The organism is Campylobacter sp. CNRCH_2013_0855, from assembly GCF_025773025.1.
Lineage (GTDB): Bacteria > Campylobacterota > Campylobacteria > Campylobacterales > Campylobacteraceae > Campylobacter_D > Campylobacter_D jejuni_C.
Genome location: NZ_JAKMTE010000002.1, coordinates 49904 through 64074 on the forward strand (window position 1 = coordinate 49904; position 14171 = coordinate 64074).

The window sequence follows — 14171 nt, forward strand, 5'->3', positions numbered from 1 at the left end:
AAATAATGAAAATTTTTGATATGGTAGTTATCGGCGCTGGTCCTGCAGGTATTGCAGCAGGAGTAGAAGCTAAAATAAAAAATAAAGAAGTTGTTGTTTTAGAAAAAGCTGATGCGATTTGTCAAACCTTAGTAAAATTTTACAAAGAAGGTAAAAGAGTAGACAAAGCTTATAAAGGTTGCGATAGTACAAATCACGGACATATAAATTTTGAAGATGGGACTAGAGAAAGCACAATAGAAACTTTCCAAAATGCCATTAAAGAACATAACCTTGAAGTAAAACTTTCTAGTGAAGTTGAAAGCATTAAAAAAGATGGAGAAAATTTCATCGTTAGTACTGCAAATGAAAATTATATTTGCAAAAATGCAGTTATTGCCATAGGTAGAATGGGTAAACCAAATAAACCAAGCTATACTCTACCTATAACTTTAACTAAAATCATCAATTTTAATGCAAACTCAACAAGCCAAGGTGAAAAAATCTTAGTTGTAGGTGGTGGAAATTCAGCAGCAGAATATGCTATAGATTTAGCTAAAAATAATGATGTGACACTTTGCTATAGAAGAGAAACCTTCTCGAGATTAAACGATATCAATCTTGAAGATATTCAAAAAGCTTTTGAGCAAGGCAGCATAAAAGCAAAACTTGGCATAGATATAACTAGCATTGAAGATGAAAGCGGTAAAGCTAAAGTAAATTTTACTAATGATACAAATGAGATTTATGATCGTATTATTTATGCTATTGGTGGTTCAACTCCACTTGATTTCTTACAAAAATGCTCTATAGAAGTTGATGAAAAAGGTGTACCAAGCTTTGATGAAAATAAAGAAAGCAATGTAAAAGGATTATTCGTAGCAGGTGATATAGCGAGTAAAAACGGAGCTTCTATTGTAGTGGGTTTAAATGATTCATTTAAAATCTGCGATCATCTTTATAAATGCTAAAACTCTTTCAATATTCAAAAGGCTATCGCTATAATAACGATAGTCTTTTGCTTTTTGACTTTTTATCTAAATATAATTTAAAAGGAAATATCCTTGATATAGGATGTGGTTGTGGAATTTTAGGACTTTTGATAAAGCAAAAATTTCCAAATTCAAATGTTTATCTACTAGATATCCAAGAGCAAAATATCAAACTAAGTTATAAAAATGCCAAAGAAAATAAACTTGAAATTCAAGGCATTTGTGAAGACTTTTTAAACTATAAAAGTAATACAAAATTTGATTTTTTAATCTCTAACCCTCCATTTTATAAAAAAAATACGCAAAAAAGCCAAGATTTACATTTATGTATATCAAGATATCAAGAATTTATGCCACTTGAGAAGATGTTTGCTAAAATAAATACTTTAATCAAACCAAATGGTAGTTTTTTTATGTGTTATGAGGCAAGTTTTATAGATGCAATTTGTGCTTATTTAAGACAATTTAAACTAAAACTAGTTTCACTTCAATGCATTCATACCAATACACAAACTAACGCAAGACTTGTTTTAATGCATATTAAAAAAAACAGCAAAAGCCCTTGTGCGATAATGCCTACGCTTTTTATGTATGAAAATGATGTTTTAAATCCAAAAATTAGTGAAATTTATAAAAATACAGGAACTATAAGCTATGATGTGTGAAAAAGGTTTTGATTATTCTTTTGATGAAAGTGCTTGTGAAAAATGTGGCGGGAGGTGTTGCACTGGAGAAAGTGGATATATCTATGCTAGCAAAGAAGAACTAGAAGCTATTGCTAGTTTTTTAAAATTAAGCTTTGAAGTCTTTAAAGAACAATACCTCATCAAAGTTGGGTTTAAATATAGCTTTAAAGAAGCAAAGTATGAAAATGGCTATCGTTGTATTTTTTTTGATACAATGTATAAAAAATGTTTAATTTACAAGCATAGACCAAAACAATGTAGAACTTTTCCATTTTGGGAGTATTTTAAAACACACAAAGAGGAGTTAAAAAAAGAATGTATAGGGGTTTGCTTTCACTAATTATAGTTTTTATCCTAACAAGCCTTGCTTTAGCTAAAGGAGAAGATAAAATCCTACAAGCACTTATTTATGAAGAGCATGGACAATTTCAAAAAGCATGTGATATTTATACAAATTTATTTCATGAAAATAATGAAAGTATTTATTTACAAAAGGCTTTACTTTTAGCTTTAAGTGCTAATTTAAAACAAAAAGATGAGCTTTTAAAAGCTTCTAAAGACTTTTTAGAACACACAGCCATTGCAAGATTAAATGCTTTATATTTTTTTGAAATAGGAGATTATAAACAAGCTGAAGCTATACTTTATAAACTCATTAAAGAGGAACAAGATTATAGAAATTATGAAATATTAGGCGATATTTTTGCCAAAAAAGCTTTATACACTAAAGCTTTAGAGCAATACAATCTTGCTTATAAGCTTTTTGAGCATGAAAATTTATTACTTAAAATAGTTGAAATTAATATCAAAAATAAAAATATCAACCAAGCCAAAAAGGCCTTAGAAGAATTTGTAAAAAACTCACATTGCACCCTTAAAACATGCACCCTACTTTTAAAAATTTATCAAGAGCAAAAAGATTATAAAGCAAGTATTCAAACCCTTGAAAAGCTATATAAACTCAACAATGATATTAAATACATCTACGCTATGATAGAATTACTAGTACAAGAAAAAAATTATACTCAAGCTCTAAATTTAACCCAAAAATATAACATAGATCCTGATACTAAAATTTTCTTATATACACAAACAAAAGATTATAAAAAAGCTTATGAAATAGCTTTAAAACATTATGAACTTAGTAAAGATAAAAAATATCTTTCTATGGCAGGTGTTTTAGAATTTGAAATTCATATGGATCCTAAAAGTAAAAAAGTCACGGACCCAAAAATTCTAGCTTCTATCATGAAAAAATTTGAACAAAGCGTAGATGTGCGCAGTGATGCTTTATATCAAAACTACTATGGCTATGCCTTGATTGAATATGATATTGATATAGCCAAAGGTATAGAGCTAGTAGGCTGGGCACTTGAACAAGAACCACAAAATCTTTATTATCTTGATTCTTTAGCTTGGGGCTATTATAAACTTAAAGATTGCAAAAAGGCTTATGAAATTTTGCAAAAAACACTGCATGATAAAGAATTTTCAAGCTCAGATGAAAGTAAAGAGCATTTAAAGGCCATTGAAAAATGTTTAAAACAATAGATTTAAAAAATCATTTTTCAAAAACACAAAAAATTCTTGAAAATAAAAAAGAAATTTTTCCTTATGATATGCTAGGTAGAAGTCTAGCTTCTAATGCCTTTTATCCTAAAGATATTTATACACTTTTACTTGAAGGAAAACTTTCACATTTTTTATATTCTAAAGATTTAAATTTTAATCATGAAAATTTTGATGCCATCATCTTACCAACAAGCCCTTTGCTTCATCAAGACATACAAAATTTAAGTCTTTTTAGGCGCTATAATGAAAAACCTATTGTGCAATTTGATTTTATTTTTGATGAATATCAAATTTTAGAAAGCTTGGTGTATGGAGCTGATGCGTTTATTGTATTTCCTAAAATGCTAAAAACTATGCAACTAAAAAAACTCTATAATTTTACAATACATCTTGGCTTAGAGGCTATTTTTTACCTTGAAAGCAAAAGCGATCTTAATAATGCTATTTTAGCAGGAGCTAGAATTTTTTTATTAGAAGATGAAAAGCTATTGCCTTTGATACCAAAAAATAAAGCTCTTATAAGTAAAAATATTAAAAATCTACATGCTTGCATAAAGGAGAGTTGATGGAGTATTTATACGCACCTTGGAGGGATGTTTATTTTAACAATAAAGATAAAAATTTTTGCCCTTTTTGTCATTGCAAGCATGAACTTAATGAAGATGAAAAACTTGGGGTGATTTTTAGAGCTAAAGAATGTTTTGGTATTATGAATAAATACCCTTATAGTCCGGGTCATTTTATGATTATCCCTTATGAGCATTTAGAAAATATAGAAGATTTAAGTAATGATACATGGCTAGAAATTAGCCATTTTGTGCGTATTGGAGTTAAAATTTTAAAAGAAAACTTTCACGCTAAGGGTGTTAATATAGGTATGAATTTAGGCAGTGCAGCAGGAGCTGGTATAGCACCACATTGTCATTATCATTTAATCCCAAGATGGCAAGGCGATACAAATTTTATCACTACCATAGGGCAAACTAGAGTTTGCGGGAGTGATTTAGAAAAAGTTTATACCACCTTATGTAAAGCTTTTAAAGACTATGTATAAAGAAGTTGATTTTGAAAATTTTTTAAAATTTAATTTTGATCTTTTAATCGATGTAAGAAGTCCTAAAGAATACAAACTTGCTCATATAAAATCTGCGCAAAACTACTACGCACTCAATGATAATGAATTTGAAGAAATAGGCACACTTTATAAGAAAAACAAAGGCCTAGCTAAAGCAAAAGGTGCAAGTTATATTTGTAAAAATATGAGTGAGCATATTAATAAAATTTATCAAAATTATAAAATAGGCTCTTTAGTGGGAATTTATTGCGCAAGGGGTGGTAAAAGATCAAAAGCTATTGCTTTAATCTTAGCTGAACTTGGTTATAGGGTTGTAAGGTTAGAAGGTGGATATAAAGCTTATAGAAGCTATGTGAGTGAGTTTTTTACCAAAGATTTAAATATTGAGTTTTTATGTCTTTGCGGTAATACAGCAAGTGGTAAAAGTGATTTAATCCAAACTTTAGACAATGCTTTAAATTTAGAAAAACTAGCTAACCACCAAGGATCAAGTTTTGGTAAAATTTATGGAGAACAACCAAGTCAAAAAGCTTTTGAAGATGAGTTGTTTTATTTTTTAAAAGATTATACTCATAAAACTTGTTTTATAGAAGCTGAAAGCAGACAAATTGGAAATTTAACTATTCCTTTAAATTTATACAATAGCATGCAAAAAGCTAAGAAAATTTGGTGTGAATGCGACACGAATTTACGCATTCAAAGAGTTTTAAAAAACTACACTCCTATGGATAAAAAAGTATTTTATCAATGTGTTGAAAAAATATCACCTTATATCAGTAAAGATTTCAAAATGAAACTTTGTCAAAATTATGAAGAAAACAATTTAGAACTTTGTGTAAAAATGCTTTTTGAATATTATGATAAAGTATATAAAAAACCTGTAAAAATTGATTATTTTATCAATAGTTCTAATTTAAATGAAGCTAAAAAACATCTTATGAGTTTAAACTCATAAGATTGTATTTACAAAGATAATAAAAATAATGCTTGAAAGAATTCCAGCAACTGGTAAAGTAATCACCCATGCTAAACCAATAGGCTTCATCATAGCCCATTTAGCATCTTTATTAAACACTCCTATACCTAAAATTGCACCGATTAAAATATGGGTTGAGCTAACTGGAATTCCAAGTTGAGTGGCTAAAAGTATAACAATACTTGCACCAAGTTCAGCACTAAAGCCTGTTGTTGGTTTAATTTCAGCAAGTTTTGAACCCACAGTTTGAATAACTTCTTTACCTAAAAACCAAAGTCCAATAACTAAAGCTATGCCAAACATAAGCATTACAGCAAAAGGCACTGGTGAGCTAGGATTAATGGTATTATTTTTAAGTACATCTAAAATAGCAGCAAATGGCCCAAGAGCATTAGCTATATCATTAGCTCCATGTGAAAAAGCAAAACTTGAAGCAGTAAAAATTTGAAACCACGAAAAAATCTTTTCTATGGTCTTATTAACCTGCGTTTTTTTCATCAATCTCACAACCGCTAAAGTAACAATATAAGCAAAAATAGAAATGATCGAAACTATCCATAAATTTTGCATTACATCTAAAGTAGAAACATTATTTAAACCCTTAAATAAAAACATAGAAGCAATAGTCAATGCGCCTACACCTGCTATTAAAGGAACATGAAATTTCATTCTTGAGAAAACATCTATGTTTTTTTCTTTTTCTTTTAATTCTTTGATTTTTAACTTATATTCACTTCTTTTTTCATCATCATCTAAAACAATAGCACTAAGTTCTTTGATTTGCTCTTCTTGACTTTTGTTTTTTAAATTTTTAAAATATTCTTCTTTAAATGCTTTTTTTTCTTTTTTGATTTCTTTTACCACAAGAGTTATTTCTTCTGATGGCTTTAGAATTTTTTTATAAATATAAGCATAAATTAAATACGCCACAAGCCCACCAAGCAAAGGCGAAATAACCCAACTCATAGCTATTTTATAAATACCATTCCAATTTACCATAGATAATGCTTGATCTTGATCAAAAAATACAAAGCCCATAGCAATACTTGAGCCTACAATACCTCCTATAATACTATGAGTAGTAGAAACTGGAAGTCCTTTTTTAGTCGCTACAAAAAGCCAAATTCCTGAACTTAGCAAAGCTGAGAGCATTACACATACAAATACCATGGGATTAATTCCATCAGGTAAAACTACTATACCACTTCTTATAGTATTTGTTACTTCTCCTCCTGCAAACACAGCCCCGCTTAATTCAAATACCGCTGCAATAATCAAAGCTTGTTTTATAGTAACTGTTTTAGCACCCACACTAGTACCAAATGAATTTGCAACATCATTACCACCGACATTAAAGGCCATGAAAATACCAAATACACTAGCAAGGATAAATAATATCATGGAATTATTAGGAATATAATTATACCCCCAAACAAAAAAGCATAAAACACTCACAATAAAAATAAAAAATGCAATAGCATTATCTTTACTCAAGCATTCTCCTTAAGAATTTATTTCAATGAATTAATTTTAGTAACTTTTACTTAGTTTTTTCTTTGATTTTTAAAAATTGCAAAGCAGATTTCACTGCTTGCATATAACTTTGTAAATTAATTTTTTCATTTTTATAGGCCCTATCATAAGCTGTTCCATGATCAACACTAGTACGAATTATAGGTAAATTTAAACTTACATTAATACTTTTTTCAAAATACAAAGCCTTTAAAGGCGCTAAGCCTACATCATGGTACATACTCACTAAATACTTGCATTTACTTAACGCAAAAGGGGTAAAAGCACTATCAGCCACCAAAGGCTCACTTAAATAAATATTTTCCTTATAAGAAAACTCTTTTTCTTTTTGACTTAAAAAATCTTCATTTTCTAAATTTTGTAAATTTAACGTGTAATCTTTTAAAAATACATTTGCCATTCTTATAGCTTTTTTTATTTCCTGCTCTTCTTCTCCGCCTATTACGCCATTATCACTTGCATGAGGATTAAAACTCAAAACTCCAATTTTTTCAAATAAAGTGCATTGATAAAAATTAATTAAAAATTGCGCAAGCTCAAAAGCCTTAATCTCTTTATAAACATCTCTTAAAGCCATATGCTCAGTATACAAAGCCACAAAAAGCTCATCACACCCTAACATCATAATAGCATCTTGTTTGAAAAAATCTCTTAGTGCCTCAGTATGACCTTTATAGTTCACTCCCCCCATTTGCCAAGTCTTTTTATTAATCGGTAAAGTTACCAAAGCATCTAAAAATAAATGCGTGCAATAACTAGCTCCTTCAAAACTTAAAAAAGAATAAACCCCACTTTTAGCGTCTAAATTCGCAGGATTTAACTCAAAATCAAAATCAATAATTTTGCTAGCTTGATATGAAAACTCATAAATTAAAAAATTTTCTTTTTCTTCTTTAAAACTAAATTGTGGTTTTGAAGCATTAGAAATTTCAACTAAATTGATTTTGGATTTAGGATTTATTTTCAAAAGCTTACTTGCTTTTTGAAATAATTCATAATGTACAAAATAATAAGGTTCGCAAATTTTTACTAGCTCATCATGACAAGCTAATAAAATCTGTATACCTATGCCATTTAAATCCCCTATACTAATAGCAATTTTTTTCATCTTTTAATCAAAGCTTTCATTTGCAATATAGCTTTTTCTAAGCCCACAAAAACCGATCTTGCTACTATGCTTTGACCTATATTTAACTCTTCTATCTCTAAAATATCTACAATATTTTTTACATTTTTATAATTAAGCCCATGTCCAGCAGCCACTCTTAAATTTAAACTCTTAGCCAAACTTGCACTTTGTTTTAATCTTTGGAGTTCATTTTCTAAAAGCTTTTTGAGTTCATTCTTACTTAAAATTAATTTAGGCAATGCATAAGAAGTTTGATTGATATTAGTATATAGCGCATTATAAATATTAGCATACAAGCCTGTATGAAGTTCTATAAAATCAGCATTTAAAGAAGATGATTTTTTAATATCTTCTAAATTTGGATCAATAAATAAAGAAACTTCGATTTGCTCTTGCTTTAAAGCATTAATAGCTTCTTGTAGTTTTTCATTATCTAAATTTAAACCACCTTCTGTTGTAAGCTCTTGTCTTTTTTCGGGCACTAAAGTAACGCGCGAGGGTTTGTATTTTAAAGCATATTCTATCATATCAATAGAACATTCTAAATTCACTACACATTTGCAATATTTTAAGATATTTTCTAAATCAAACTCATTAGCATGGCGACGATCTTCTCTTACATGGATAGTGATTTGATCAGCTAAATTTGCACTCAAAAAAGCAGCCTCAAGCAAATCAGGATCATTTACTTTTCTAGCTTCTCTTAAAACTGCTATATGATCGATATTAACCCCTAAAAGCATAAGTTTTCCTTATAAGTTTTTTGCTATTATACTTTAAATTTTTTAAGGAGAGCTAGTGCTAGGTATTGATATGGGTTCAAATACATTAAGAGCTGTTTTAATGGATGAGAATTTTAATAAATTAAAAAGCGAAGAATTTATCATAGGCGCAGCTAAAAATATGCAAAATGACACCATTAGCGATGAAGCCATAGAAAGAATTTTTAGCGCTTTAAAAATCTTAAAAGAAAAAAATTATGATTTAAGTCAAGCCAAAGCAGTCGCCACAGCTGCTTTTAGAAAAGCAAAAAATACTGAGTTTATTTTTGAAAAAATTCAAAAAGAATTTAAACTTGATATAAAATTAATCGATGCAAAAACCGAAGCAAAACTAAGCATTTTAGGTATGCAAGAGCGTCTTAAAACTCTTAAACTTTTTAGAAAAGACTTAAACTATTGTGATTTGGGTGGTGCTTCTTGTGAAATTTCAAATGATAAGTTTAGTAAAAGTTATGATTTTGGAATTATTAGTTTTTATGAAAGAATGCATTTTAAAGCTATAAAACCAAGTGCTTATGTAAGATTTTTTAAAAAATACCCGCAAAATCTTGCACGCATTAAAGATGAAAAATTAAAAATTCATCTAAGCCCCTACCCTGCACATTTAAAGCAGCTTGTCTTAAAAGCTTTTAATCTTAGTAAAGATATAAAATTAAAAGGAAATTTTTTCATACTAAATTCAGGAGTACCTACCACACTTTGTGCTTATAAACAAAACATAAAATACAAAGATTACCTAGAAGAAAGTGTTAATGGTAAAATACTCAAACGCAAAGATTTTTTTGATTTTGCATTAAAAATTTGGAATTTAGAACAAGAAAAAGCTAAAATTTATCTTGGAGAAAATAGAAAAAAATACCTCATAGCAGGCTCAATGATACTTTTTGCTTTATTTAATAAGCAAAAGCTCATTGTGATTGATGATGGTGTTAGAGAAGGTGTGTGTATAGCACATTTTAAAAATATCAAATTTTAAAGGAGAAAAAATGAGTTTAAAAGATCAAATTTTAGAAGACATTAAAGAAGCTATGCGTAATAAAGATGATTTTAAAAGAAATACTTTAAGAACGCTTAATGCTAGCTTTAAACAAATAGAAGTTGATGAGAGAATTACGCTTAGTGATGAAAGAATATACAAAATCATTGCAAGTGAGATTAAAAAACGAAATGAAGCAGCTTTGGCTTTTTCTAAAGGCTCTAGAGAAGATTTAGCACAAAAAGAACTCCAAGAAGTAGCTATTTTAAGTGCTTATTTACCAAAACAACTTAGCGATGAGGAATTAGAAAGTGAGCTAAAAAAACTTATAGATAAATTACAAATTAGCTCTTTAAAAGAACAAGGTATTTTGATGAAAGAAGCTAAAGCAGCTTTTGGCGCAAGCGTTGATGGTAAAAGACTTAATGAAATGGTAAGAAAGCTTTTAGCATGAAAAAAGTTTTAACACTTTGTGCCTTAGCTTTAAGCTCTTTTGCTTATACCCAATATGAGTTACATCCTAGCTTTAAGCCGTATTTTAAAGACTGCTCTTTATTGATGGATAAGTATTATTATATCAATTGTTATGATTATAACTATAAAGGCACTAAGGCAATTGCTTATAAACTAGAAGCTAAAATTTTAAATCAAGGGCACATCAAAAAACGCCCAAGATTTCAAGAAGATACCAATATACCTAAAAAATACAGAACTTATTGGGAGGATTATCTAAGAAGTGGCTATACAAGAGGGCATGTCGTGCCAAATCAATCCATGAATGCAACCCCACAAGCTCAACTTAGTACTTTTTTAATGAGCAACATAACTCCACAAAAAAAAGATATCAATGCAGAAATTTGGAATGAAATCGAACAAAGAGAAAGATATTTAGCAAAGAAAAATAAAGAATTAGAAGTCTTAAATTTAATACTTTATGATGATAAGCCAAAACGCATTAAAAACAACATAGCCATTCCTAGTTTTTATGTCAAAATTCTTAAGGCTAAAAATTTCAGTGAATGCTATAAAGTTCCAAATAATGATAATTTTGCAAGATTTGATAGAAATTATTTTAAGGAAGATTGTAAAAAATATATTGATTAAACTAGAAGCGCAAGGCTTCTAGTTTAGTTTTTACTCAACTTCAGCATCGATTACATCATCGTCTTTTTTCTTTTGAGCGTTTGGTTCTTCTTTTTTATACATATTTTCTGCTAATTTATGAGAAACTTCACTTAAAGCTTTCATTTTGCCTTCGATTTCTTCTTTAGAAGCATTAGCATTTTTCAATGTCTCTTTTAACTCATCTAAAGCTTTTTGAATATTTGCTTTATCATCATCGCCTACTTTATCTCCAAGCTCACTTAAAGACTTTTCTACTTGATGTACCAAACTATCAGCAGCATTTCTAGCTTCTACTGCCTCTTTGCGTTTTCTATCTTCTTCTTTGTGAAGCTCTGCATCTTTTACCATATTATTGATTTCTTCTTCACTTAATCCACTTGAACCTGTGATTTTAATCTCTTGAGCCTTACCTGTAGCTTTATCTTTTGCACTAACTGTTAAAATACCATTTGCATCAATATCAAAAGTTACTTCAATTTGTGGCATACCGCGAGGTGCTGGTGGAATTCCCTCAAGATTGAAATTTCCTAAAGATTTATTATCACGGCTAAATTCTCTCTCACCTTGTAAAACATTGATAGTAACTGCGCTTTGATTATCTTCAGCGGTTGAGAAAACTTGCTCTTTTTTGGTTGGTATAGTTGTGCCTTTTTCGATGATTTTAGTCATCACACCACCTAAAGTTTCAATACCTAAAGAAAGCGGAGTAACATCAAGCAATAATACATCTTTAACATCACCTTTAATAACCGCACCTTGAATCGCTGCACCTATTGCAACAACTTCATCAGGATTTACTGACTTATTAAGCTCTTTTCCAAAGGCTTTTTTAACTTCTTCTTGTACTAGTGGAACACGAGTAGAACCACCCACCATAACGATTTCTTTTACTTCACTTTTATCAAGCCCTGCATCTTTTACTACTTCGTTAATTTTACTAATAGTTTCAGCAACTAAACCATCAATCATACTTTCAAATTTAGCTCTTGTTAGAGTTTTAGTTAAGTGTTTTGGACCACTTGCATCAGCTGTGATAAATGGTAAATTAATATTAGTTTCATTAGCTGAACTTAATTCTTTTTTAGCATTTTCAGCTGCTTCTTTTAATCTTTGTAAAGCCATTACATCGTTTTTAAGATCAATACCTGTTTCATCTTTAAACTCATTTGCTAAAAAGTCGATTAATTTATTATCAAAATCATCGCCACCTAAAAATGCATTACCACCGGTTGCTAAAACTTCTACAACATTATCACCTGTTTCAAGCACAGTAACATCAAATGTACCACCACCTAAATCATAAACTACAATTTTTTCACTTTCTTTTTTATCAAGTCCATACGCCAAAGCTGCTGCAGTTGGTTCATTAATAATTCTTAACACATTCAATCCTGCAATTTGCCCTGCTTCTTTTGTAGCTTTTCTTTGTGCATCATTAAAATACGCTGGAACAGTAATAACTGCATCTTCTACTTTTTCGCCCAAGAAAGCCTCTGCATCTTCTTTTAATTTCATTAAAACTTTTGCTGAAATTTCTTGTGGAGTATAAATTTTACCTGCTATTTCAATCGCACAAGCCCCATTTCTTTCTGTGATATGATAAGGTAAGCGATTTTTAGCTTCTTTTGCCGCCTCTTCATTGATCATCAAACCCATAATTCTTTTTATAGAATAAATAGTTTTTTCAGGATTAGTCACAGCTTGACGCTTAGCGCTATCTCCAACTAAAACTTCACCCTTGTCTGTAAAAGCAACTACCGAAGGAGTAGTATTTTTACCTTCTTTATTTGGGATAACTTTACTCTCGCCTCTTTCATACACACTCACACAAGAATTTGTTGTACCTAAATCTATACCTATAACTTTTGCCATTTTTTATCCTTTTTATTAAATTTTATTTTGCAACACTAACTTTTGCTGATCTAATCACTCTATCATTCATCATATAGCCCTTTTGTAAAAGCTGGACGATATGATTGCTTTCATGATCAGCACTTTCAACATGAAACATCGCCTCATGTAAATTTGGATCAAACTCACCATTTGCTTCTATTACTTTAACCATATGTTTTTCAAGTTTTTTCAAAAGCAAGTCTAAAGTGTTTTGAACCCCTTCTTTGATTTTTAAACTTAATTCATCATTAGCTTCTACATTAATAGCCGCCTCTAATGCATCAACTACATCAAGCAAATCTTTAGCAAAACTTTCATTTGCATAAATTGTTGCTGAAATTTTTTCTTTTTCCATTCTTTTTTTAATATTTTCAAATTCAGCATTTGCTCTTAAATAAGTATCTTTTAACTCATTATACTCTGCCTGAAGTTTTTCTAATTCATTGTTTTGATTTTCTGAATTTTCCACTGCTTCTTCTTGCATTTGCTCATTTTGCTTTTCTTCGCTCACGCAGCCTCCTTTATAATATTTAACATTGTTTTAAAATCAGAATACACACTACCAGCAAAAACCACATTAGATTCTTTACCTAAAAATGTACCCTTAAGCTTTAACCCCATAAAACCCTCTTCAAATAAAGGATCAAATTGCAATTTGTCATTAAAATAAAATCCAATTTGAGGAGATAAAAGCTTAGCAAATTCATCATTTTGATAAATTTGATAAGCTTTGCTCTCATTATATCTATAATAAACCATAGCTTCTTTTAGCATAGCTATCTTCTCTAACAACTCTTTAAACTCAACTCTAAAAGCTAAATTTTCAATACTTTTTAGATCAAGTCCTACAAGTCTTTGCAAAAAAATAAAACCATCTTGACTAAATCTTAAAACCAACTCATTTTGTCCAAAATCAAGTATGATAAATTTATCATTAACTTTAGTAATATCTTGCAAAATAAGCTCATCGCCACCATAAACTAAGGTATAAATTTCAAACTTATCAAGCAAAAACTCCAACAAGGCAAGATCATTAATCACAATCTCATTTTCGCAAAGTTGCTCATACCAATAAGCCTTCATAGCACTAAAAGTTGGTATGCGACCACTGCTAATATGAAGTTGCGTTAATACACCTTCATCACTTAATTTTTTAAAATAAACTCTTATAGTAGAAGCAGGTATGCTAACTTTATGATTTAACTCATTAGAACCAACAGGATTATTACCCTCTAAATAAGTCTCAATGATGGTTTTTAAAATTAAATCTTTTTTACTATAAGACTTCACTATAAAACCTTAGTTTTTTTAATTTAGCACTCAATGTTTTTAAGTGATAAAATAATTATACAACTTTAGTATAATAATGTCAAGTTATTTTTAAATAAAAATATTTAAAATTATTTAGTCTATATAACTAAAGTTTATTTAGTCATTTAAATATAATATATAA

General features: G+C 29.5%; 16 protein-coding genes. 10 read left to right on the top strand and 6 right to left on the bottom strand.

The features are described from left to right. The first annotated feature begins 5 nt into the window (after positions 1 to 5). From L8X40_RS01580 to mnmH, 7 genes are read left to right on the top strand one after another with little or no spacing between them, the layout of a single operon-like run. Positions 6 to 950 (top strand): NAD(P)-binding domain-containing protein, encoded by a 945-nt coding sequence (locus L8X40_RS01580; protein ID WP_214100388.1) that lies wholly within the window; start codon positions 6 to 8, stop codon positions 948 to 950. After that, on the top strand, positions 944 to 1636 hold the full coding sequence (locus L8X40_RS01585) for a tRNA1(Val) (adenine(37)-N6)-methyltransferase (protein WP_214136016.1): 693 nt from the start codon (positions 944 to 946) through the stop codon (positions 1634 to 1636). Before L8X40_RS01580 ends, L8X40_RS01585 begins: the two co-directional genes overlap by 7 nt. Next, complete coding sequence (locus tag L8X40_RS01590) at positions 1626 to 1997, top strand: YkgJ family cysteine cluster protein (protein WP_087700654.1); 372 nt, start codon at positions 1626 to 1628, stop codon at positions 1995 to 1997. The genes L8X40_RS01585 and L8X40_RS01590 overlap by 11 nt, the downstream gene beginning before the upstream one ends. Then, positions 1973 to 3208, top strand: a complete 1236-nt coding sequence (locus L8X40_RS01595; RefSeq protein WP_263667167.1) for a tetratricopeptide repeat protein — start codon at positions 1973 to 1975, stop codon at positions 3206 to 3208. Before L8X40_RS01590 ends, L8X40_RS01595 begins: the two co-directional genes overlap by 25 nt. Then, positions 3193 to 3795 (top strand): indole-3-glycerol-phosphate synthase TrpC, encoded by a 603-nt coding sequence (locus L8X40_RS01600; protein WP_214136017.1) that lies wholly within the window; start codon positions 3193 to 3195, stop codon positions 3793 to 3795. Before L8X40_RS01595 ends, L8X40_RS01600 begins: the two co-directional genes overlap by 16 nt. Further along, a complete protein-coding gene (locus tag L8X40_RS01605; RefSeq protein ID WP_087700651.1) occupies positions 3795 to 4283 on the top strand; it encodes an HIT family protein in 489 nt (162 codons plus the stop codon). Before L8X40_RS01600 ends, L8X40_RS01605 begins: the two co-directional genes overlap by 1 nt. After that, positions 4276 to 5259: a tRNA 2-selenouridine(34) synthase MnmH gene (gene mnmH, locus L8X40_RS01610; RefSeq protein ID WP_263667168.1), complete on the top strand. Its 984-nt coding sequence runs from the start codon at positions 4276 to 4278 to the stop codon at positions 5257 to 5259. Before L8X40_RS01605 ends, mnmH begins: the two co-directional genes overlap by 8 nt. Here the strand turns inward: mnmH and L8X40_RS01615 are convergent. From L8X40_RS01615 to L8X40_RS01625, 3 genes are read right to left on the bottom strand one after another with little or no spacing between them, the layout of a single operon-like run. Next, on the bottom strand, positions 5254 to 6774 hold the full coding sequence (locus L8X40_RS01615; RefSeq protein ID WP_039628409.1) for an inorganic phosphate transporter: 1521 nt from the start codon (positions 6772 to 6774) through the stop codon (positions 5254 to 5256). The two genes, mnmH and L8X40_RS01615, sit on opposite strands and share 6 nt — an antisense overlap. A gap of 46 nt (positions 6775 to 6820) precedes the next feature. Further along, a complete protein-coding gene (gene pdxA, locus L8X40_RS01620; RefSeq protein ID WP_263667169.1) occupies positions 6821 to 7921 on the bottom strand; it encodes a 4-hydroxythreonine-4-phosphate dehydrogenase in 1101 nt (366 codons plus the stop codon). Next, positions 7918 to 8685, bottom strand: a complete 768-nt coding sequence (locus L8X40_RS01625; protein WP_263667170.1) for a pyridoxine 5'-phosphate synthase — start codon at positions 8683 to 8685, stop codon at positions 7918 to 7920. Before L8X40_RS01625 ends, pdxA begins: the two co-directional genes overlap by 4 nt. Positions 8686 to 8740: 55 nt before the next feature. Here L8X40_RS01625 and L8X40_RS01630 point away from each other — a divergent pair, with 55 nt between their 5' ends. Genes L8X40_RS01630 through L8X40_RS01640 form a run of 3 tightly spaced genes read left to right on the top strand, consistent with a single transcriptional unit; the run spans position 8741 to position 10804 of the window. After that, positions 8741 to 9700, top strand: coding sequence for a Ppx/GppA family phosphatase (locus tag L8X40_RS01630; protein ID WP_263667171.1), 960 nt, complete (start codon positions 8741 to 8743; stop codon positions 9698 to 9700). Between the two features lie 10 nt (positions 9701 to 9710). Beyond that, the gene (locus L8X40_RS01635; RefSeq protein ID WP_263667172.1) at positions 9711 to 10154 is read left to right on the top strand and encodes a GatB/YqeY domain-containing protein; all 444 of its coding nucleotides are present in this window, start codon (positions 9711 to 9713) and stop codon (positions 10152 to 10154) included. Next, complete coding sequence (locus tag L8X40_RS01640) at positions 10151 to 10804, top strand: DNA/RNA non-specific endonuclease (RefSeq protein ID WP_263667173.1); 654 nt, start codon at positions 10151 to 10153, stop codon at positions 10802 to 10804. Before L8X40_RS01635 ends, L8X40_RS01640 begins: the two co-directional genes overlap by 4 nt. 30 nt (positions 10805 to 10834) lie before the next feature. Here the strand turns inward: L8X40_RS01640 and dnaK are convergent, their stop codons facing one another. The 3 genes from dnaK to L8X40_RS01655 are packed head-to-tail and all read right to left on the bottom strand — an operon-like array spanning position 10835 to position 14008. Beyond that, complete coding sequence (gene dnaK / locus L8X40_RS01645) at positions 10835 to 12697, bottom strand: molecular chaperone DnaK (RefSeq protein WP_114640400.1); 1863 nt, start codon at positions 12695 to 12697, stop codon at positions 10835 to 10837. A 22-nt stretch (positions 12698 to 12719) separates the two neighbouring features. After that, positions 12720 to 13229 carry a nucleotide exchange factor GrpE gene (gene grpE / locus L8X40_RS01650; protein WP_087685043.1) on the bottom strand — a complete coding sequence of 170 codons (510 nt, stop codon included), beginning with the start codon at positions 13227 to 13229 and terminating at the stop codon, positions 12720 to 12722. Then, positions 13226 to 14008 (bottom strand): HrcA family transcriptional regulator, encoded by a 783-nt coding sequence (locus L8X40_RS01655; protein WP_039641676.1) that lies wholly within the window; start codon positions 14006 to 14008, stop codon positions 13226 to 13228. The genes grpE and L8X40_RS01655 overlap by 4 nt, the downstream gene beginning before the upstream one ends. Positions 14009 to 14171 lie beyond the last annotated feature (163 nt).

What these genes read in the sequence shown, in the direction of transcription:
- L8X40_RS01580 (WP_214100388.1), top strand. Translation starts at nt 6, where the DNA reads ATGAAAATTTTTGATATGGTAGTTATCGGCGCTGGTCCTGCAGGTATT.
- dnaK (WP_114640400.1), bottom strand. Translation starts at nt 12,697, where the DNA reads ATGGCAAAAGTTATAGGTATAGATTTAGGTACAACAAATTCTTGTGTG.
- L8X40_RS01640 (WP_263667173.1), top strand. Translation starts at nt 10,151, where the DNA reads ATGAAAAAAGTTTTAACACTTTGTGCCTTAGCTTTAAGCTCTTTTGCT.
- mnmH (WP_263667168.1), top strand. Translation starts at nt 4,276, where the DNA reads ATGTATAAAGAAGTTGATTTTGAAAATTTTTTAAAATTTAATTTTGAT.
- pdxA (WP_263667169.1), bottom strand. Translation starts at nt 7,921, where the DNA reads ATGAAAAAAATTGCTATTAGTATAGGGGATTTAAATGGCATAGGTATA.
- L8X40_RS01635 (WP_263667172.1), top strand. Translation starts at nt 9,711, where the DNA reads ATGAGTTTAAAAGATCAAATTTTAGAAGACATTAAAGAAGCTATGCGT.
- L8X40_RS01590 (WP_087700654.1), top strand. Translation starts at nt 1,626, where the DNA reads ATGATGTGTGAAAAAGGTTTTGATTATTCTTTTGATGAAAGTGCTTGT.
- L8X40_RS01595 (WP_263667167.1), top strand. Translation starts at nt 1,973, where the DNA reads ATGTATAGGGGTTTGCTTTCACTAATTATAGTTTTTATCCTAACAAGC.
- L8X40_RS01605 (WP_087700651.1), top strand. Translation starts at nt 3,795, where the DNA reads ATGGAGTATTTATACGCACCTTGGAGGGATGTTTATTTTAACAATAAA.
- L8X40_RS01625 (WP_263667170.1), bottom strand. Translation starts at nt 8,685, where the DNA reads ATGCTTTTAGGGGTTAATATCGATCATATAGCAGTTTTAAGAGAAGCT.
- L8X40_RS01585 (WP_214136016.1), top strand. Translation starts at nt 944, where the DNA reads ATGCTAAAACTCTTTCAATATTCAAAAGGCTATCGCTATAATAACGAT.
- L8X40_RS01600 (WP_214136017.1), top strand. Translation starts at nt 3,193, where the DNA reads ATGTTTAAAACAATAGATTTAAAAAATCATTTTTCAAAAACACAAAAA.